General features: G+C 38.1%; 22 protein-coding genes. 16 read left to right on the forward strand and 6 right to left on the reverse strand.

Annotated elements, in window-relative coordinates:
- Positions 1-36 precede the first annotated feature (36 nt).
- The 6 genes from MHI10_RS00945 to MHI10_RS00970 all read left to right on the forward strand — a co-directional run bounded on the left by MHI10_RS00945 (position 37) and on the right by MHI10_RS00970 (position 5568).
- Positions 37-729, forward strand: a complete 693-nt coding sequence (locus MHI10_RS00945; protein WP_340782156.1) for a sulfite reductase — start codon at positions 37-39, stop codon at positions 727-729.
- Positions 726-1916: a CbiX/SirB N-terminal domain-containing protein gene (locus tag MHI10_RS00950; protein ID WP_340782157.1), complete on the forward strand. Its 1191-nt coding sequence runs from the start codon at positions 726-728 to the stop codon at positions 1914-1916. The genes MHI10_RS00945 and MHI10_RS00950 overlap by 4 nt, the downstream gene beginning before the upstream one ends.
- Positions 1917-2219: 303 nt before the next feature.
- A complete protein-coding gene (gene cbiB / locus MHI10_RS00955; RefSeq protein WP_445683167.1) occupies positions 2220-3179 on the forward strand; it encodes an adenosylcobinamide-phosphate synthase CbiB in 960 nt (319 codons plus the stop codon).
- Positions 3154-4221 (forward strand): pyridoxal phosphate-dependent aminotransferase, encoded by a 1068-nt coding sequence (locus MHI10_RS00960; RefSeq protein ID WP_340782159.1) that lies wholly within the window; start codon positions 3154-3156, stop codon positions 4219-4221. The genes cbiB and MHI10_RS00960 overlap by 26 nt, the downstream gene beginning before the upstream one ends.
- Positions 4205-4732 carry a histidine phosphatase family protein gene (locus MHI10_RS00965; RefSeq protein ID WP_340782162.1) on the forward strand — a complete coding sequence of 176 codons (528 nt, stop codon included), beginning with the start codon at positions 4205-4207 and terminating at the stop codon, positions 4730-4732. Before MHI10_RS00960 ends, MHI10_RS00965 begins: the two co-directional genes overlap by 17 nt.
- A gap of 137 nt (positions 4733-4869) precedes the next feature.
- A complete protein-coding gene (locus tag MHI10_RS00970) occupies positions 4870-5568 on the forward strand; it encodes a CBS domain-containing protein (protein WP_340782165.1) in 699 nt (232 codons plus the stop codon).
- Here MHI10_RS00970 and MHI10_RS00975 read toward each other — a convergent pair.
- Positions 5552-6253 carry a DUF421 domain-containing protein gene (locus MHI10_RS00975; protein WP_340782167.1) on the reverse strand — a complete coding sequence of 234 codons (702 nt, stop codon included), beginning with the start codon at positions 6251-6253 and terminating at the stop codon, positions 5552-5554. The two genes, MHI10_RS00970 and MHI10_RS00975, sit on opposite strands and share 17 nt — an antisense overlap.
- Before the next feature lie 118 nt (positions 6254-6371).
- On the opposite strand from MHI10_RS00975, the gene MHI10_RS00980 reads away from it, so the two are divergent.
- The gene (locus MHI10_RS00980) at positions 6372-7571 is read left to right on the forward strand and encodes an MFS transporter (protein WP_340782168.1); all 1200 of its coding nucleotides are present in this window, start codon (positions 6372-6374) and stop codon (positions 7569-7571) included.
- A 53-nt stretch (positions 7572-7624) separates the two neighbouring features.
- On the opposite strand, the gene MHI10_RS00985 is transcribed toward MHI10_RS00980, so the two are convergent.
- From MHI10_RS00985 to MHI10_RS01005, 5 genes are all read right to left on the reverse strand, one after another.
- On the reverse strand, positions 7625-8305 hold the full coding sequence (locus MHI10_RS00985) for a LutC/YkgG family protein (RefSeq protein ID WP_340782170.1): 681 nt from the start codon (positions 8303-8305) through the stop codon (positions 7625-7627).
- Positions 8302-9729 carry a LutB/LldF family L-lactate oxidation iron-sulfur protein gene (locus tag MHI10_RS00990; protein ID WP_340782171.1) on the reverse strand — a complete coding sequence of 476 codons (1428 nt, stop codon included), beginning with the start codon at positions 9727-9729 and terminating at the stop codon, positions 8302-8304. Before MHI10_RS00990 ends, MHI10_RS00985 begins: the two co-directional genes overlap by 4 nt.
- A gap of 13 nt (positions 9730-9742) precedes the next feature.
- On the reverse strand, positions 9743-10459 hold the full coding sequence (locus MHI10_RS00995) for a (Fe-S)-binding protein (RefSeq protein ID WP_340782172.1): 717 nt from the start codon (positions 10457-10459) through the stop codon (positions 9743-9745).
- Between the two features lie 179 nt (positions 10460-10638).
- On the reverse strand, positions 10639-11340 hold the full coding sequence (locus tag MHI10_RS01000) for a FadR/GntR family transcriptional regulator (protein WP_340782173.1): 702 nt from the start codon (positions 11338-11340) through the stop codon (positions 10639-10641).
- A gap of 183 nt (positions 11341-11523) precedes the next feature.
- Complete coding sequence (locus tag MHI10_RS01005; RefSeq protein WP_340782175.1) at positions 11524-12207, reverse strand: universal stress protein; 684 nt, start codon at positions 12205-12207, stop codon at positions 11524-11526.
- A 541-nt stretch (positions 12208-12748) separates the two neighbouring features.
- Between MHI10_RS01005 and MHI10_RS01010 the strand changes: the two genes are divergently transcribed.
- The 9 genes from MHI10_RS01010 to MHI10_RS01050 all read left to right on the forward strand — a co-directional run bounded on the left by MHI10_RS01010 (position 12749) and on the right by MHI10_RS01050 (position 20467).
- A complete protein-coding gene (locus MHI10_RS01010) occupies positions 12749-15139 on the forward strand; it encodes a Na+/H+ antiporter subunit A (RefSeq protein ID WP_340789093.1) in 2391 nt (796 codons plus the stop codon).
- Positions 15126-15548: a Na(+)/H(+) antiporter subunit B gene (locus MHI10_RS01015; protein ID WP_340782177.1), complete on the forward strand. Its 423-nt coding sequence runs from the start codon at positions 15126-15128 to the stop codon at positions 15546-15548. Before MHI10_RS01010 ends, MHI10_RS01015 begins: the two co-directional genes overlap by 14 nt.
- A 1-nt stretch (position 15549) precedes the next feature.
- On the forward strand, positions 15550-15888 hold the full coding sequence (locus MHI10_RS01020) for a Na(+)/H(+) antiporter subunit C (RefSeq protein ID WP_340782179.1): 339 nt from the start codon (positions 15550-15552) through the stop codon (positions 15886-15888).
- The gene (locus MHI10_RS01025) at positions 15881-17365 is read left to right on the forward strand and encodes a Na+/H+ antiporter subunit D (protein ID WP_340782181.1); all 1485 of its coding nucleotides are present in this window, start codon (positions 15881-15883) and stop codon (positions 17363-17365) included. Before MHI10_RS01020 ends, MHI10_RS01025 begins: the two co-directional genes overlap by 8 nt.
- A gap of 14 nt (positions 17366-17379) precedes the next feature.
- Entirely contained in the window at positions 17380-17862 is a 483-nt protein-coding gene (locus MHI10_RS01030) for a Na+/H+ antiporter subunit E (RefSeq protein WP_340782183.1), read from the forward strand.
- Entirely contained in the window at positions 17859-18143 is a 285-nt protein-coding gene (locus tag MHI10_RS01035; RefSeq protein WP_340782184.1) for a Na(+)/H(+) antiporter subunit F1, read from the forward strand. The genes MHI10_RS01030 and MHI10_RS01035 overlap by 4 nt, the downstream gene beginning before the upstream one ends.
- Positions 18121-18498: a Na+/H+ antiporter subunit G gene (locus tag MHI10_RS01040; protein WP_340782185.1), complete on the forward strand. Its 378-nt coding sequence runs from the start codon at positions 18121-18123 to the stop codon at positions 18496-18498. The genes MHI10_RS01035 and MHI10_RS01040 overlap by 23 nt, the downstream gene beginning before the upstream one ends.
- A 642-nt stretch (positions 18499-19140) precedes the next feature.
- Positions 19141-19896 (forward strand): SDR family NAD(P)-dependent oxidoreductase, encoded by a 756-nt coding sequence (locus tag MHI10_RS01045; protein WP_340782188.1) that lies wholly within the window; start codon positions 19141-19143, stop codon positions 19894-19896.
- 199 nt (positions 19897-20095) lie between these two features.
- Positions 20096-20467, forward strand: a complete 372-nt coding sequence (locus MHI10_RS01050) for a GntR family transcriptional regulator (RefSeq protein ID WP_340782191.1) — start codon at positions 20096-20098, stop codon at positions 20465-20467.
- The last annotated feature ends 1 nt before the right edge of the window (position 20468 follow it).

Consider the following 20468-nt stretch of genomic DNA (forward strand, 5'->3'; position numbering starts at 1 on the left):
CGATTAAAAATTAGTAAAAGCAAAGGTGGTATAAACATGGAGCAATACGTACGGCAAAACTTTGAGAAAGCAATGCAACTCCCAATGCCTACTAAAACATTTGCAAAGTTAAAGGCAGCAGATAGCTTTATCGTGTTAACGGTTAGACCCGGTATCATTAACAAACATTTAACGAGCACTCAATTGAATGTATTAGCAAAACTAGCGGATGAAGGTGCTGTGAAATATTCAGCTGGCCATAGCTTTATCGTATCGGTTCATGAAGAAATGCTTGATGAAGTGATCCAAATGTTAACTGATGTAGAGCTCTATGTAGTGCCACCTACTCCAAGTGCCATCATGAAATGTTGTGATTTTTGTGATGGAGACGAATTAGATGCCTTGCCAATCGCAAAAGAGCTATTACGAGAAATTGAACAAATGCCACTTAAAAAGAGAGTAAGAATTGGCTTTAATGCATGCACTCTAGCTTGTTACAATGCTGTTCAGGATGATTTAGCGCTCATTTACCATAAGGGGAAATTTGATATTTACGGCGGAGCGATTCCAATGGGGAGACGTGCAAGCTCTGGGGAACTATTAGCCAAAAATATACCAGAGCAGTACATCATTGCATGTGTAAAAAAGTTATTAGTTCATTACAATACATCCGATATAGAGAAATTTTTCCTATTTATTAAGAAGGAAAAAGTGAGTATTCAACAACAATTAAAGGGGGATTGGTCATGACAACTTGGAATTTAACACCGATGCAACGTCACGTTTTAATTTGTAATGGGGCGACTTGTATGGGTGCTGGTGCAGAAGAAGTGACGCAGCAAATACGCGATGAAATTAGAGTGAATAAACTTGATGATGTGATTCATACTTCCCGCACGCGTTGTAATGGGCGCTGTAAGGATAAATGTGTCGTCATTGATTATCCGAAAGGTACATGGTATTCCGTTCAGGAGGAAAAAACCGCTCGTGCAATCGTACATGAAAATGTATCCGAAGAAAATATTATTTATTCATTGCAAGAAGGGGAGCGTTTGCGCGGTGAGTCGCGTATTAAAGGTCTTGATAAGTACCGAAAACGTAAAGGGAAAAAACATAAGGCCGTTTTATTTGTGGGGCACGGTAGTCGTTTAGAAGAGGGCAATGAAGAAGTTCGTCAGTTTGTTAGCCGGATGGAGCCAAAAATTGATCCACAATATATCGTTCAATCTTGCTTTTTAGAATTCGCCTCTCCAAATATTGATGATGGGATTCAAGCATGTATGGAGGCGGGGGCGGATGAAATTCATGTCATCCCAATTATTTTATTACATGCTGGGCATTCAAAACTTCATATTCCAGCCGAAATTGAGGAAGCAAGGGTACAATTCCCAGAAGTGCGTTTTACATATGGACAAACAATAGGCATTCATAACGAAATTTTTGAGATTTTAAAATCACGCCTAGAAGAAGTTGGCTTTGACACAGCTGCTAAACATAAAGATACAGCTATCTTATTAATTGCACGTGGTAGTAGCGATCTTGAGGCGAAAGAGGACTTTTATAAAATTTCACATAAGTTAGCCGGGCAAATTGATGTACCAATTTTCGAAACGGCATTTATGGGCGTAACAACACCAACTGTTGAACAAGGTATTGAGACGTGCATGGAGCGCGGAGCCAAAAAAATAATTATGTTACCGTATTTCTTATTCACAGGTATTTTAATGAAACGCATGGCACATATGGCAACGGAATTTTCTAAAGAATACCCGAACATTGACATTACGATTGCGAATTACTTTGGTTATCATCCGAAGTTACAAAATGTCCTATTAGAACGATTACAACAGACAATCGATGGCACATCCACTGGTATGCAAGACTTAGAAAACTTCCGGAAATATGTTGAAGAAAATGGCTATGAACACAGTCATTAACTTAATTCAGCATTTATTCCCTACTTCAACAATTTGGTGATAAATGTTAAATGGGAAATTCTATTCAGTGGGGTTAAAACCCCGGCTGAATTAAGTTAGCCCCGGCGGATGTCACAGATTTTTTTTAAGGGAAAGGAAGTCAGCCTAAGGGCGTCACATCGTGTGACAACGGCTGACTGACCCACATCCTGTGGCCCCAAGCTCGAAAAAAATCTGGACGCAATTACGCCGAGGCGTAATTGATTAAATAGTACCGAAGCGAATTTTAAAAGTTGCTTCGGTATTTATAATTTACGAAGGGGCGTGTCCATTATTTTATACTTCATTTGTATAATAGCGGTACTAATGGATTTGATTTTAGGGGAGCCAAAGAAAATTACACATCCTGTAATTTATATAGGACGCTTTATTTCCTTTTTAGAGAAGGCATTGAACAAAGGGAGTTATTTACGCTTAAAAGGTTTTATGACAGTTTTAATAACAGTAGGTGCGACAACTTTTACAACCTTTGTTATCGTTTATCTCGCCTTTAAAATTCATTTTCTCCTATGGGTAGTTGTGGAGATCTCGTTAATTAGTTTAGCGCTCGCTCAAAAATCATTAAAGGAAGCAGCGATGATTGTCTACGATGCACTGAACAATCATAATATCGATCAAGCACGAGAAAAGCTAGGGTGGATTGTGGGACGAGATACTACACATTTAGATGAACCAGAAATTGTACGGGGAGTTATTGAAACGGTATCGGAAAATACGAGTGATGGCGTAACCGCACCTCTCTTATATGCACTCTGTTTTGGCGCTACTGGCGCATGGTGTTACAAAGCAATCAACACGCTAGATTCAATGATAGGCTATAAAAATGACCGCTATGGACAATTTGGATATACCGCCGCAAAATTAGATGATCTCGCAAATCTTATTCCGAGTCGTATGACGGGCTTCATTTTACTTATTAGTACGAAAAAGTATATTAATAAATCATTCATATTCCGATTAAAAAATTGGTTGAAAGATGCAAAGAAGCATCCGAGTCCGAACAGCGGCTATTTGGAAGCGGCAACCGCTTGGCAATTAGGTATACGCTTAGGTGGGTACAATCAATATAGTGGAATAGAATCATTTCGAGCCTATATGGGAAAACCGTATTTTACGATGCGAAAACAGCATATTAAACGAGCGATTAAACAAATGTATGTTTGTACATGGTGGACTTTATTAATAGGGGGAATTTTATATGTCATTGCCTTCACATGGGGCTAATGCATCGGCATTGTATAAGGCAATGGGTATTACAATGCCGCAAGAAGTAATTGATGTAAGTGAAAATGTTAATGTAGATGGGTTTCCTGAGAAAATTAAAGAGCATTGGCCTAGTTTACTGTCTAAATTAGCAACTTATCCAGATGAACAAGCCGAACCTTTTTATACGGATATAGCAGATTTCCACAAAGTTTCGAAATCACATGTTGTTGTAACGAACGGTGCGGCAGAAGGATTAATGGTATTAGCGCAATTTTTTAGAGGAAAAGATATTGGATTATTAGAACCATCTTTTTCAGAGTATAAAAGAACATTGCAGCAACAGAATTGCACAATTCATTCAATCGTTGCAGAGGATATTGTCCATTATTATTTTGATGAACAGGCATTAAATGAACTATTATTGCGCGTTTCAGCTATTTACATATGCAATCCAAATAATCCAACAGGTGTTTTATTAAAAAGGGAGTGGATAGAGGGATTAATACAAAAGTATCCGCATTGTGACTTTGTTGTAGATGAAGCTTTTATCGATTGGACTGACGAGGCGGAAAGTGTTGTTGCGTTAACGAATACATATACGAATTTATTTGTGTTGCGATCTATGACAAAAATGTTTGGGCTTGCGGGAGTTCGACTAGGTTATGTGATTGGGAAACAAGCAGAAAAGTTACGGTGTTTCTTACCACATTGGAATGTCAGCAATATTGCAATTGAACTTGGCTCGATTTGTTTACAGGAACAGCAATTTATAAAGGAATCTAGGGAGAAAAGTGAGCATTTGAGAGTGGAAATGAGCGTTGTATTGGAGGAATTAGGGTGTACAGTTTCGAATAGTTCGGCTAATTTCCTATTATTTAAATTACCAAATGGGCTAAATTCGGCGGCATTTTTTTCGCATTTACTGCGTCGTGGCATTGTGTTACGTCATACAAAAAATTACGTAGGGTTAGATGGACAGTGGTTCCGAATTGCCGTTAAAAACGAAGAAATCTGGGCGAAGTGTCAGGAAGAGATAATTAATTATGTCGAAAATCATTAAGTATTACCGCCATGCTGAAACAATATGGAATAAAGAAGGACGATTGCAAGGATGGCTGGATTCAGAACTAACAGAACGAGGCATTCAACAGGCAAAACAAGTTCAGTGGGAACCAGAAATTGTATTTTGCAGTGATTTAAATCGAGCGTATGAAACAGCTAAGTATATGTTTCCAAATAGTATCATTCATAAAAGTGAAAACTTACGTGAAATTCATCTTGGTCATTGGCAAGGCTGTCTAATAAGCAGCCTGCAAAATGATGGGCAATATAAATGTTATATGGATTCACCACATTTGTTTCAAAATACTACACAAGAATCATTTCAACAAGTGGCGTCTCGAATGCTCGCGTTTCACGAAAATTTAGATCTCATACCATATAAAAAGATTGCGGTCATTTCGCATGGAGTAGCGCTTGCATGTTTCATCTCAGCGCTTAAAAACCAAGGTTACGAAAGTTTATGGGGAAATTTATTAACAGGTGCTGCTTGCGAAACGATTACGCTATAAAAGACATATCTCGCCATTTTACGCGTGAAATATGTCTTTTTTAGTTGAACGATGTCTCGTTAATCTATTTAAATATTCGGAAATTGATATATAATTAAACTTAGTTAAAAGTTGTTGTAGAAAGTGAGGGGAAGGTCGTGAAAAATTCTGATCGATTTTTAACGGCATTCAATCGCATTGATCATTCGATGAGAGAGATTGCTGGAGCAAAGGATTTTATGGCATTTTATCGTTTAGTAGACTTAGCTAAAAAGAAAAGTCCTCTTGTGCGAAAATACGAGGATGAATTGCGTTCTTATGCAGATTTGCGTAATGCGATTGTCCATAATCGAACGTCGATGGAATATGTGATTGCTGAACCACATATAGAAGTTGTTGAGAAAATCGAACATATTGATGAAGTGTTAACAAAACCGAAGCTTGTTGGCCAATTATTTAGAAAGCGTGTGTTCACATTTCAAACGACCCATTCACTGCAGCATATTTTGAAGGCTATTCGAAAACAAAAATATACGCAATTTCCTGTTTATGAAAATCACTCATTTAAAGGGTTGATCACGACAGTTGGGGTAACGAATTGGCTAGCAACGTCGATGGCTGGGGCACGTTTACCACAGCACACACCGACGCTAGAGGATATTTTGAAATATGAAAATAATAATCGGAACTATAAATTTATTAGTCGCTTTATGACCATTTATGAGGCGGAGGAAATCTTTAAGCAGGGGGTTGAGCGTGGTCGCCGCTTTGAGGCTTTGCTTATTACAGAACATGGAAAGCCCCATCAAAGGTTATTAGGAATTGTGACACCGATTGATATTATGAAGGTGGACTAGCATTTTTAATACTAATGTATAGGGAGCCATTTTCTAAAACTTGTGCGTAATAAACATCTTTAACGGAATGGATATTCTTCTTTGATAACTTTCTTAGCAACCATTCTTCCGTTAAATTAAGCTCGTTTAAGTTTTTTACAATAATTTTGCCATCAGAAATAAGTTCGGTTGGCATATATTGGGGTGCTGAAAGGGCTATTTTTACATCTTCTTTTGTTGCCTCACGCATTAGGGGTTTTTTCAACACAGTTAATTCCCCGTTTGTTTCGAAAATAGCATGATGTACTTCATCAAGTGAAAAAATGCTTTGTTCGCGTAAAAGCATCGTTACTTCATCCATATGCAAGCGCGCTTTTTCCAAGTTATCATTTAAAATAACACCGCTCTGTATAATAATCATCGGCCGATCATCAAATAAAACACGGGCTTTTTTTGATTTAAATGTTACGAACGTAACAAAGATAGTTAATACAGTCCACCATATTAACGAAACTATACCATCTAAAAAGGGTGTTTCGGCTTGTGCGGATATTTCAGCAGCAATCGAGCCAAATGTAATCCCTGTTGCGTAATGGAAAAAGGTTAGCTGGCTGATTTGTTTTTTGCCAATGATGCGTGCAAGTAGTAAAATGGCAAAAAATGCAAAAGTTGTACGTATGAGCATCTCGAATAAATTAAGCTCCATTTCATCACTCCTTTAAACGATATGATGGTCGGATCGATATGAAACTATACCAATTTATCTCCATTCCCTGTAATTCGAAATAGGGATGCAATTGATAAATAGAAAGGACGTGAAAGAAATGTCTACCACAATGGTAAAAGAGTCCAATCCCATTTATCCTGTCATGGTAGCGATAGGTGTCTGTCATTTAATTAACGATACAATGCAAGCAGTGATTCCAGCGATGTTCCCGCTACTAGAGAGAGATTTAGGGCTAACGTTTACACAGCTAGGGATGATTACCTTTGTGCTAAATATATTTGCAAGTCTATTGCAACCAGCAGTCGGTTTTATGACGGATAAAAAGCCGTTCCCTTATGCGTTGCCTTTAGGAATGATCAGCTCATTTATTGGCTTGTCGCTTTTAATTGTTGTTAATGAATATTGGATGATTTTAATGTCTGTTATTTTTTTAGGCATTGGTTCAGCGATTTTCCATCCAGAAGGTTCTCGCGTATCATTCATGGCAGCGGGGAATAAACGCGGTCTTGCACAGTCCATTTATCAAGTAGGTGGCAATACTGGGCAAGCATTAGCACCGTTATTAAGTGCATTTATCATTTTGCCGTTTGGAATGAATGGTGTATCGCTTGTTCTAATATTTACTGCAATTGGCATATTTATGTTAACAAAAATTGCAGCATGGTATAAACGTCAACTTGAAGCAGAAAAGCTATCAAAAGTGAAGAAAGTGCTTGTATCTTCTTTGCCAAAGTTAACGAAAAAGCAAGTTGGCATTGCGCTAAGTTTATTGCTCGTTATTATTTTTGCACGTTCATTTTATGTTACGAATATAACAAGTTTCTATGTGTTTTATTTAATTGAACAATACGGGATTAAAGTAGAATTTGGGCAATTATTAATATTCTTATTCATGGCTTTTGGTGTAGTCGGTACATTTTTCGGCGGACCATTATCGGATCGCATCGGTCGAAAAAATGCGATTTTAATTTCAGTTATAGGACCGATTCCACTGTGTATCGCATTACCATTTTTACCGATTGCATTTGTCGCAGTGTTTTTAATCGCGATAGGGGCACTTATTATGATTAGCTTCACGGTAACGGTTGTCTATGCACAGGAGCTTGTGCCATCTAAAATTGGGACAATGGCGGGTCTGACAGTTGGTGTAGCTTTTGGTATGGGGGCAATTGGCTCTGTCGCGATAGGGAGCTTTATGGACCTGTTCGGCATTCGTCCTACGATGATTGCCATTTCCATATTACCGCTGCTGTTACTTGTAGCGTTTTTATTGCCAAAAGATAAAGTGGCGCATTAAAAAATACCGAGCATCAAGGGAAACCTTGATACTCGGTATTTTTCATAATCAATTTAGAAGTCTTCCACGATAATATACGTCATACGCACCGGTCCATGCACGCCAACGACTAAATTCATTTCAATATCTGCTGAATTGCTCGGACCCGTAATAAAGCTAACGCAAGAAGCGACAGTGCTTTGTTTGCGTAAAAACTCGGCGGCTTGTGTCATGCGTGGTACGATGCTACTTTTCGGTATAATGGCAATCGAGTTTTCGGGTAAAAATGATAAGGTCCGGCCGCGCTTTGCAGAAGATTGTAGCATAATCGTTGCGGATTCGGCTAATGTGATATCGCTAATAACGAGACCGATATTCGCACGCTCCGCAATTTCGATGTTCGTGTCACCTTGAGTAGGGTCCCATTTGAAGCTTTGCTGTGCAGCAATAAAAGATTCGATTTGAAGCTGCTCAAAACGGGCATCATCACTATAAATAATTTGTCCGTTATTATATGTAGCAAAGGTTTCTTCAAGTGTCTGCTTCAAGGTCGATTGTGAACAAATTTTAACGGTCGTATGAATATTAGCGCAATGCTCTACTAATATTTCAACAAGTTCATCTGCAGAGGCCTCCTTCAGTACTTCATGCTGAGGTAGGTGCTTCCAATTACGTTCAGGCTTCATGAGAGAAGGCTTAGAATGGCCTAACTGTGTTGCAATCGTTTGCAAAAAGGCTTCACGGTTTTGAATCATTTATGTTCGCCCCCTTTACTATGCGTGTCAAACCAATCACGAAAACGCTCCTTTTTCGGAGAGGGTAAATCGCGAATATCTGTCCAATTTTTGAGTAAACCAGGACCACTAGAAATTTTATCATTGGATGTAAAAGGCTTCATCGCAGTAGACGCAAGCTTTGAGCCAAAACGATAAATCGATTGCGAAGAGGTACCCATACCAAATGCCTGCATTAATAAACTTTCGCTTATAGGTGCACGTCCTTCACGTTCAACAATTACTTCACGGTGCTTATGCAGTAGCTGATGTAGCGGAATTTTAACTGGACAAACATCAGTACAAGCACCACAAAGTGTTGATGCATAAGGTAATTCCTTATAATCATCATAGCCACCAAGTAACGGAGAGAGCACGGCACCAATTGGACCGGAGTAAATGGAGCCGTAAGTATGACCACCTACATGACGGTATACTGGACATGCATTTACACACGCGGCACAACGAATGCATTGCAAAATAGATTGGAACTCGCCACCTAAAATGGATGAGCGTCCGTTATCAACAATAACTAAATGAAATTCTTCTGGTCCATCAACATCAAGCTCTTCTTGAATACCCGTTAGCACGGTAATATAGCTCGTCAGCTTTTGGCCAACCGCACTGCGTGTAAGCATGCTAACTAATACTTCCATTTCTTCAAATGTAGGTACTAATCGCTCCATGCCCATCACTGAAATAAGTGTTTTCGGGAGAGCCGCTACAAGATCTGCATTCCCTTCGTTTGTAACTAAACAAACCGAGCCTGTTTCAGCAACAGCAAAATTACAACCTGTAATGCCGATATCTGCGGTTAAATAATCTTGGCGTAATATTTGACGTGCATGCTGTGCTAATTCTTCTGGTTGAGAAGAAGCAGTGTAGCCAATCTTTTCTTCAAAAATATCTCGAATTTGTTCTTTATTTTTATGGAGAGCAGGGGCTACGATATGGGATGGGGGATCATGGTCGTCAAGCTGTAAAATATATTCCCCTAAATCCGTTTCAATGACTTCGCAGCCAAGCTCTTCTAAATGCGCATTTAAGTTAATTTCTTCTGTTACCATTGATTTCGATTTGACGATTTTTTTAGCTTGTTTTTGCTTTGCGATGTTCGTAATATAGTCCGTTGCTTCTTCCGCTGTTTTGGCAAAAAACACATGACCGCCACGAGCTGCAACATTTTCACTTAGTTCATATAAATAGTAGTCTAAATGTTCGAGTACATGCTGGCGAATTTCTTCCCCGTGATTGCGCCATTCTTCCCAATCTAATGCTTCAATTACAGCACTACGTCTCGTTTGAAGGCGATCTTGAGCAGAAGAGACGGCACCACGCATAAAATCATTATTTAAATTCACTGAAAGCCGTTCTTTGAATTTGTCTTTACTAATTTTCATTGCCATATGATTGCCTCCCTCATCTACTATTTAATACTTCTGCAATATGCATTGTTTTCACTTCGAGGTTTTGTCGTTCAATACGACCACCGATATTTAGTAAGCAACCACCATCTGCTCCGATTAAATAGTGCGCTTTTGTTTGCTGCACAGAGGCAACCTTTTCATCAACCATTTGTTCAGAAATTGGCCCCATTTTGACAGAAAAGGTCCCGCCAAATCCACAACAGTTTTCTTTTAGTGGGAGTTCAATCATTTTTAACCCATCGACGTTTTTAAGTAATGTCATAGGTGCTTGCTGTACTTTAAGAAGGCGTGTCATATGGCAAGATGGATGGTACGTGGCAGTGCCACTTAATTTTGCCCCGACATCTTCAATTCCGAGTACTTCAACAATAAATTGCGTAAGTTCGTATGTTTTATCGGCAATACGCCTAGCACGTTCTTGCCAAATGGGCTCATCTTCAAAAATATGCACATATTCTTTTAACATGTATGCGCAAGAACCAGATGGGCAGACGATTACTTCAGCATTTTCAAAAACACGAATCGTATTTTTCATTGTATCTTTAGAGGCGTTCACATAGCCGCTATTATAGGCTGGCTGACCACAGCATGTTTGCCCTTTTGGAAAGCTTACTGTACAGCCGAGCCTCTCCAAAAGCTCAACCGTACTTTTTCCAACATTACTTTGAAACATATCCACAATACAAGTTGCAAACAAAGAAACATTCAATCTAATCCCCCCTATAATTTAAATTTACAATGTTCAGAAAAAATAGTCAACTGGTCATCTGATGAGTTTGGAAATAAAGAATTACCGAGTGTTTATTTGATCTGAGGAGATAATTTCAATCATTTAGGCATCCGCATCACCTGTTTGAGGTCAGTGTTAAACGGGCGCGGATGCACTTTTTACTTAAAAAGTAAGTTTTCTACAGTACGTAAATGGCGCTCCATCGCGTTCCTTGCAGAAATGGGATCACCGATTTTTACGGCCTCATAAATCTCAACATGTTCATCGTGTAATTGCATTAACGCATTTGTATTGGATTGTACAAGTAACTCACGTGTATGTTTAATTTGTGTTGCGATCGGTATTGATACATTTTGTAACATGGATACAAGCAAAGGGTTATTTGCTGAATCTGCAATTGTTGCATGAAATTGCATATCAGCAACACTACTAGCTTCTGTATCAAGTAACGCTTGATGCATGTGCTCAATTGCTTGCTGCATTCGTTGGAGCTGCGTTTCTGTTCGACGAGTGGCTGCATTTTCGATGACACCGAGCTCTAAAATTTTGCGTACTTCAAATATTTGCTTTAAATCTTGTTCAGAAAATGTGGCATAATGTGGAATGTTTAATGTAATATCTTCAGCAGTAATTTTGCGCACATACGTCCCCTCTCCTTGTCGAATTTCAATGATACCTCGTGCTTGAAGGGAAGTTAATGCTTCACGAATAGCGGAACGTCCCACTTCAAAATTTTTTGCAAGCTGTTCCACAGAATCTAATTTATCTCCAGGTAAAAATTCTTTGCTTATAATTTTTTGTTCGATTATATTAGCAACTTGCTCGTATAACTTTTGTGGTTTTATTTTTTTATAGTGCATGATTAACATTCCTTTCCAGATGAAGAAGTGAAAAATACGTAAATTTCAATAATTCTACCATAATTGTGCCATGGAAATTTGCCAATTGTGTTTATGGATGTAAAAAACCACTTTAAGCTCAAAGTCTTAAAGTGGAGAATCGATTATTAAAATTAATTTTGCTACAATTTATAGTAAGATTGTCTAGCCGTTCACTGGGCGACAGGCATGTGGGATACGCTCAGGGTTTGTGACGATTCCTTCTGTAATATTCACTTCATGCATTGTTTGGTCATACGTAAATTTAAATATCCCGTTATCGAAGTCGGTGCCAATCTCTTTAAAGAAAATACCTTCAATAGAAATAATTTTAGGACAAGTGAAAGCAACTTTAAAGCTTTCTGAATCTTCTACTAAGTAAGTACGCACACCTTTTTCGTATATATCGATTAATTCATCCTCAGAAGGGCGCTTCACTGAAACGATATGAAAATCAACAAATGGCACTTCTTTTAATAACACGTTTAAGAAGGAGCCTTTCGTAATTTCCTCCCAGCGACTTTGTGCGCTTTGTCCGACGATAATTTGTGTAATATCGCAGTTTCTCGCTACTTCAGAGATCACCTTTTGAATTGGTCGACGCTCATTATCCTTAATGATGAATTCCTCTATTTCTAAATCTTTCGCTAATTGCCCCCACTGTTCGATGTAGCTTGATCTTTCTGCATCGAAGTCATCCAGTGGTTGCGGATCGACCGTTAAAACATAAAGCGGACAATCTAGTAAAGTGGCTAGTTTATGTCCTCTGCGTATTAAACGTTCTCCATTTTGTCCATAATATACACAAACTAAAATACTTTCATCCATCCGGCCTCTAATATGTTTCATTTTAGCCCGCACCTCTTTTTCTTATCCTATAATAATAAATCAATTACGCCTTGGCGTAATTGCGTCCAGATTTTTTCGAGCTCGCTCGAAAAGCTTCCCCTAAAAATCTGTGACATCCGCCGGGGGCAATTTGATTCAGTTGGCTTTTGAACCCTCACTGAATAGAATTGCCTGTTTGGCATTGGCTCTCACATATGGAAGCGATGGACTTTGCTGAATCAAATTCAAAATGGAGAAATTAAGTATAAATGAGATAAAACTAACGTTATTACAGTGCAAGGAGCTCACTGTTATTGTATACTTAAAACTGTAATGTTTATTTTTGTTTAGTAAATTTTCCGTAATAAAAATTGTTTTAAGGGTATATTTCTTAATTCATTCATTTTGATGTTAGAAAGATATACTCTCTATATGACACATTATTATGAAGTGAGTTATGTGGATAGTCAAGTAAGAGTCCATTATTAACGCTTACTACACATTTGATACATTGAAATTAATTGTTAGGAGGTCATTGCTTTTGATTGTTGCATTTTCAATTATGCTCCCATTTATCGCTGCAGCACTAATTCCGTTTATATATAGGCGATTCAAGAATGTTCATCTCGGATGGTTTGTTTTGGTAGTACCTGCTGTTTTATTTACACTTTTAGCTTCATATATCCCTCGAGTTGCAAATGGTGAAACGTTTGTGAAAACATATGAGTGGATCCCCACATTTGGTATTAATATAACGACTTACTTAGATGGTCTGAGTATGATATTCAGCTTACTCATTACTGGTGTAGGTAGTTTGGTTATATTATATTCTATTTTTTATTTATCAACAAAAGAATCACTACATCATTTCTATTGCTATCTATTACTTTTCATGGGCGCTATGCTTGGCGTCGTCCTTTCAGATAACTTAATGGTACTTTATGTATTTTGGGAATTAACAAGTGTTTCTTCGTTTTTACTCATTGCATTTTGGCATCATCGGAAAGCTTCACGGGCAGGTGCACGTAAAGCGATGATTATTACTGTAAGTGGCGGCGTTGCAATGCTTGCAGGCTTTTTAATGTTATATGTTGCTTCGGGTACCTTTAGTATTCGTGAAATTATTGCCAATTTAGAAGTCGTACAAGCGAGTGCATTATTCGTTCCTGCGATGCTTCTAGTATTGCTTGGTGCATTTACAAAATCAGCGCAATTCCCATTCCATATTTGGTTGCCTGATGCAATGGAGGCACCAACGCCTGTTTCTGCTTATTTACATTCCGCTACGATGGTAAAGGCAGGAATTTATTTAGTGGCGCGAACAACACCGATTTTTGGTGGGCATGAAATATGGTTTTGGACAGTGAGTGGCGTCGGGATTTTGACATTATTCTGGGGCTCATTTAATGCAGTAAGGCAATATGATTTAAAGGCTTTGCTTGCGTATTCAACGATTAGTCAGCTCGGTTTGATCATGAGTTTATTTGGACTTGGTTCGGCCGCATTGCACTTAGGTTATTCTACAAGTTCGGTCATTTACACACAGGCAACATTTGCTGCACTATTCCATTTAATTAATCATTCTACGTTTAAAGGTGCGCTATTTATGATGGTCGGTATCGTCGATCATGAAGTAGGGACGCGGGATATTCGCCGGTTGGGTGGATTAATGGCGCTCATGCCGTTTACATTTACAATTGCTGTTATTGGCAGTTTTTCAATGGCAGGTTTACCACCATTTAATGGTTTCTTAAGTAAGGAAATGTTTTTCGCTGCTACTGTGAATATTATGCAGTTAAATATTTTCTCACTTAATAATTTCGGTTTGATTTTCCCGGTTGTTGCATGGATTGCAAGTATTTTTACATTCATATATTGTGCGATTATTGTGATGCGTACATTCTTTGGCAAAATTCAGCCAGATCGTTTGGAAAAGCCACCACATGAGGCACCGTTTGGGATGTTAATTTCTCCTTATATTTTAATTTCATTTATTGTTGGAATTTTTATTTTCCCAAACGTATTAGGGCATTATATTTTACAGCCTGCGATGGCGAGTATTTATCCGATGTTTCCTTCGAGTGAAGAGCTTACACCGCATATCGCAGCGTGGCACGGTTCTATTAATACAGAACTATGGATGACATTTGGTGTCATTGCACTCGGAACGTTACTTTATCTTTCGCTTAAAAAGTGGCGTCCGATGTATCAAATATTCCCACAAAAATATACATTTAATGCGATATATGAACGAATTATTGGCTCTGGGGAAAGTTATTCAAGCCGTATTACCAACCGTTATATGAACGGGCATCTATCATATTATTTCATCTATATTTATGTATTTTTTATTGCCATTTTAGCGGGATACGCAGTGTATGCCGATGTGCTAAATTGGGATCCTTCAAAAGATTCAGCAATTGAATCGTATGAGCTAATATTGGCATTTGTAATGGTATTTGCAGCTGGTGCAATTTTATTTGCCAAGCAACGGATTACAGTTGTTTTGCTAAATGGTGTACTTGGCTATTCTGTTGCGTTTTTCTTTGTTGTGTTTCGAGCGCCAGATTTGGCATTAACACAGCTTGTTGTAGAGTCGATTACGACAGCGCTATTTTTACTAGCGTTTAAATTTTTACCAAAAATTCAGCCTGAAAAGGTGTCCAATACAATCAAAATAACAAAAGCGATGATGTCGATTGCAGTAGGTGCAACCGTAACACTCATTGGTTTAGCAGTGATGAATTATGATAAATTCGAACCCATTTCGGCGTATTTTGAGGACGCCTATAATTTAGCAGGTGGGAAAAACATCGTCAATACGATTTTAGGTGATTTCCGTGCGTTTGATACGATGCTAGAAGTGGTCGTATTATTTATCGCAGGGCTTGGCGTCTACACACTCATTAAGCTTAAAGCGAAAAAGGGGGATGCAGACGTTGAAAGTAAATGATGTTATTTTAAAAACCGTTGTTCGAATGGTTGTCTTTATTGTTTTTACGTTAGGGATGTACTTATTTTTTGCGGGGCATAACGCGCCAGGAGGAGGGTTCATTGGCGGGCTTGTACTAGGCTCAGGCATTGTTTTACTCTACTTAACGTATGACATTGAAACGGTACATAAAGGCATGCCGTTCGACTTTAAAAAGGTTGCAGCGCTCGGTGTTTTACTCGCAACGGGTACAGCAATAGGTTCGTTATTTTTTAATGCGCCATTTTTAACACAAACAGATGGCTATTTTAATATCCCAATTTTGGGGGAAAAGCATTTGTCTACAGTAACATTGTTTGAGGCAGGCGTTGCATTAACAGTCATCGGTACACTTGTGACGATTATTTTAAGTATAAGTGAGGATGAATAGTATGGAATCTTTAATGATAATACTTGTAGGCATACTTGTGGCGATTGCTACGTATTTAATCCTCTCTCGAAGTGTTTTTCGTGTCATTATGGGCACGGCAATTTTGTCACATGCTGTCCATTTGTTACTTTTAACAGTAGGCGGTTTGAAAAAGGGTAATGTGCCGATTATTGGGCAAGCGGATGGAGCTTTTACAGATGCTTTGCCACAAGCGCTTATTTTAACGGCAATTGTTATTAGCTTTGCCGTTACAGCGTTTTTACTTGTCCTTGCTTACCGAATGTATTTAACAAACGGCACGGATGACCTTTCGCAGCTAGGAGGTAAATCAGATGAATAATATCATTGTTTTACCAATGATTGTGCCGATAATTACGGCGATATTTTTAGTTTTTTTACGTGATTCGATTAAGTTACAGCGTATTGTCAGCCTCGTAACAATGATATTCGTTACAGCTGTATCGGTTGCCTTGCTGCAATTAATCCAAACAGAGGGTATTTTACGACTTGATTTTAGCGGTTGGGCACCACCGTTTGGCATTTTATTTGTTGCGGATTCATTTGCTGTTTTATTAGTACTAACGGCAAGCATTGTGACGGCTATTTGTTTAATTTACGCCTTTTCAACAATCGGCCCTCGCCATGAACGGATGTTTTTTTATCCTTTTGTTCTATTGCTAGTTGCAGGTGTAAATGGTTCGTTTTTAACAGGGGATATTTTTAACTTATTTGTCTGCTTTGAAGTGATGTTGCTTGCTTCCTTTGCATTAATAGCGCTTGGCGGTGAGAAATTCCAGCTGCGTGAAGCACTAAAATATGTGTTAATCAATATTGTCGCTTCATGGATGTTTTTACTCGCGCTTGCGTATTTATACGGCACAATAAAAACATTGAATATGGCACACATTTCCCAGCGTGTAGCGGAAGTAGGACAAGAGCCAATCTTGACGCTTGTCTCACTTGTTTTTCTCATTGTATTTGCTTTAAAAGCAGGGTTGCTTCTGTTCTTCTGGCTACCAGGTTCTTATAGTGTGCCACCTACAGCTGTGCAAGCATTGTTTGCGGCATTATTAACAAAGGTAGGGATTTATGCGTTATTCCGCACATTTACATTAATGTTCCCGCTCAATCCAGAAGTGACGCATACGTTAATTGGTGTAATGGCTGGATTGACGATCATTGCAGGCTGTATGGGGGCTCTCGCTGGTCAGGATGTGCGAACAATTGCTACATATAATGTTGTCATTGGCGTCGGCTTTATTTTACTAGCGCTCGCAATTGGAACGGAACAAGCGATGGCGGGGGCTGTTTATTATTTAATTCACGATATGCTTGCGAAGGCATTACTCTTTTTAATTATAGGTACGATGGTGCTTTTAACGGGAGAAATTGTCGTGAAAAATATGAGTGGGTTGATTCGTAACTATCCGCTTTTTGGTTGGCTATATTTTATTGTGATGTGTGCGCTTGTCGGGATTCCACCATTGAGTGGCTTTATTGGGAAAGTATTGATCGGACAAGGCGCTGTTGAAACGGGTTCTTATGTATTGCTTGCATTAGGATTTGGCTCGAGTGTTATCGTTTTATATTCGCTTCTTCGCATTTTCTTAGCTTCATTTTTTGGAGAAACATCAATTAGTGAAGAGGAGAAAAAGCCAATCCCTCGAGGTGCGATGGTTTCATTTGTCTTATTTGCACTGTGCATTGTCGGCTTGGGTGTTGGTGCAGAAGGAATAGCCGTTTATGTAAACGACGCAGCATATACATTAGTAAATCCTTCTGTTTATGTGGAGGCAATTTTAAATACCCATGAGTAAAGGAGGATGAGTATATGTTTGGACAATTTATATTAAATTTATTTATCGCAGCATTATGGTTTTTACTAAAGGATGACCCTAATGCAAGTTTTACTACATTTATGTCAGGCTTTTTTATAGGCATACTTATTTTATATGCAATGCATCGCTTTTTCGGTATGCAATTTTATTTAGGCCGTGTGTTAAAAGTGCTCAAGCTCATCCTGTTATTTATTCAAGAGTTGGTTCTTTCAAGTTTATCTGTTTTAAAGCAAATATTACAACCGCAGCTTAATATTACACCTGGGATTTTCACGTATGAAACACGCCTACGTGGAGACTGGGAAATTACGGTTTTAGCGCTGTTGCTCACATTGACGCCGGGTTCGGTAGTAATGGAAGTATCTGAGGATGGAAGTGTTTTCTATATTCATGCGATGGATATTGAAGAATCTAAGGAAACAGTTCTCAAATCAATCGGCAAATTTGAGCAAGCTATTTTGGAGGTGTCACAATGATAAATACGATTTTAAACATGTCACTGTTCTTATTTATGATAGCAATCGCGCTGTCGTTATACCGTGTGATTAAAGGACCATCGCTTCCAGATCGTGCGATAGCTCTTGATACAATTGGTGTCAATTTAATTTCTGCAATTGCCATTGTCTCCATTGTTTTAAAAACGAAAGCTTTTTTAGAAGCGATTTTGATTTTAGGGATTTTAGCATTTATCGGGACGATTGCGTTTTCGAAATACATTGAAAGAGGTGTAATCGTTGAGCGTAAATCAGCTGATTGAGTTAGTAGCAGCGTTGCTTATTTTGTTTGGCGCGGTTGTTAGTGTTATAAGCGCATTTGGCATGATTCGCCTTCCGGATGTTTACACACGTTCCCATGCAGCTACAAAAAGCGCGACACTATCTGTATTAAGTTGTCTATTAGGCGCATTTATTTATTTTTGGATACATGATGGCTATGTAAGTATTCGCTTAATATTAGGAATTATTTTCGTCTTCATTACAGCACCTGTTGCGGGGCATTTAGTTTGCCGGGCTGCTTATCGTTCACGTGTTCCATTAGCAAAAGGATCTGGTGACGATGCGCTAAAGCCTGTGTTGTTTGGAAATGATGAGTCAGAAAATGAAATGAAATAAGAAGTATGTTGCAAGTCTATCCTATATAATCTTTCAAAAAAGGCAGAAATGTTGTGCATTCGACATTTTTGCCTTTTTGAAGTGAAATTTGATTGGGGGCAAATTTCTACTTTCATAAATCTAATCCACAATAAAAATGGGTTATTTCTAAGAAAATGAGGATTTGTGGATAACTTTTTTGTCAATTGTTGAAAATTTCAGATAAAAATGTGTACAACTAAGAGAATAGTGGATAACTTTGTGGATAAGTAGTGATTGTGGATAATTTTTTGTAATAATTCCATGTATTTTTGCCGAAATACATGTTTGCCAAATTAAAAGGAAATTTGATTAAAAATGACTAATTATAAGGAAAATATCTCTAGTATTTAGGAGAAATAATAATGGGAATTTATATTGATTTAGATGTAAACGACCCTTGTCCCATATATTATATTGAAAATTAAGTTCACATAATTGACGCATTATAATGAATAGGTTATTATGGTTACATAAAGTAACTGACATCCAAAAAAAGTTGCTTAATTATACTAATGTAATGCCATTGAAAATGGGATTACAGGCTTTATAGGAAAAATTTATAAAACCTAATGTCATTATTGGGTACACAAAAAATATGTTTTTTATAGAGGAGAATTTATAATGAAAAAACTTGATGGAAAAGTAGCAATTATTACAGGTGGCGCAGGCGGTATTGGTATGGGTATGGCAACTGCTTTTGTAAAAGAAGGAGCAAAAGTAGTAATTGTTGACTTAAATGCTGAAGCAGGAAATGTAGCGATCAAAACATTACAAGAATACCAACCAGAATCAATGTTCATTCAAGCAAACCTTATGGAACATGACAAGCTTGGAAATATCGTGACACAAGTTGTTGAGCGCTATGGCAAACTAGACATTTTAGTAAACAATGCACACGCATCAAGAATGAACTCAATTGAAGATACAACACAAGCTGATTTTGATTTCTCATTTAATACTGGATTCTACCCAACGTTCTACTTAATGCAAGCTGCACTACCTTACTTAAAAGAATCAAAAGGTAACATCATCAACTTCGCATCAGGCGCTGGTATTAACGGAGATGTAAACCAAGGTTCTTACGCAGTTGCAAAAGAAGCGATTCGCGGAATTACACGTGTAGCAGCTAACGAATTTGGTCCATTTGGTATTAATGTAAACATCATTTCACCAATCGCTAAATCACCAGGTATGATTCAATGGGCAGAAGATAATCCAGAATACTACCAAGGAATGCTTTCAAAAATTCCTCTAAGAAGATTAGGTGAAGTTGAAGATGATATCGGTCGCGTTGCTGTATTCTTAGCAAGCGAAGATTCTGCTTACATCACTGGACAAACAATCATGGTAGACGGCGGATCAATTAAATTACGCTAATAATTTTTATAAAGGAAGTCCTTTTCATTAACGGGCTTCCTTTTTTCTTTGTATAAATCGAGCGATATATGCTCTAAAAACCATTTCCTATCATGCAATCACTTGTTGTGAGGGAGTATTTGACAGAACATACCTTTTAAAGTATAGTGCATTACAACACTAATGCACTGGATGAACCTTAAGGAAAGGAGAATTTTTATTGGATTTCAACGCACAAAGCACGACGCCAATTTATATACAAATAGCAGAATGGCTTGAAAATGAAATATTAGCAGAGCGCTTATTACCTGAAGGCAAAGTGTATTCGCAATATCAACTTGCTGAAATCTTTAATATCAATCCCGCAACAGCCGGAAAAGGGCTAACGATTTTAGTTGAAAACGAAATTTTATTTAAAAAAAGGGGGCTTGGCATGTTCGTTGTAGCAGATGCGAAAGAACGAATATTAGCAACACGTCGCAATCATAATTTAACGAAAATGGCGCAGGACATTGTACAGGAAGCGAAAAGATTAGCTGTATCAGATGAAGAGTTAATTACGCTAATTAGGCAAATTCAAAAGGAGGGTTGAG

The sequence above is a fragment of the Solibacillus sp. FSL K6-1523 genome, assembly GCF_038005225.1.
Lineage (GTDB): Bacteria > Bacillota > Bacilli > Bacillales_A > Planococcaceae > Solibacillus.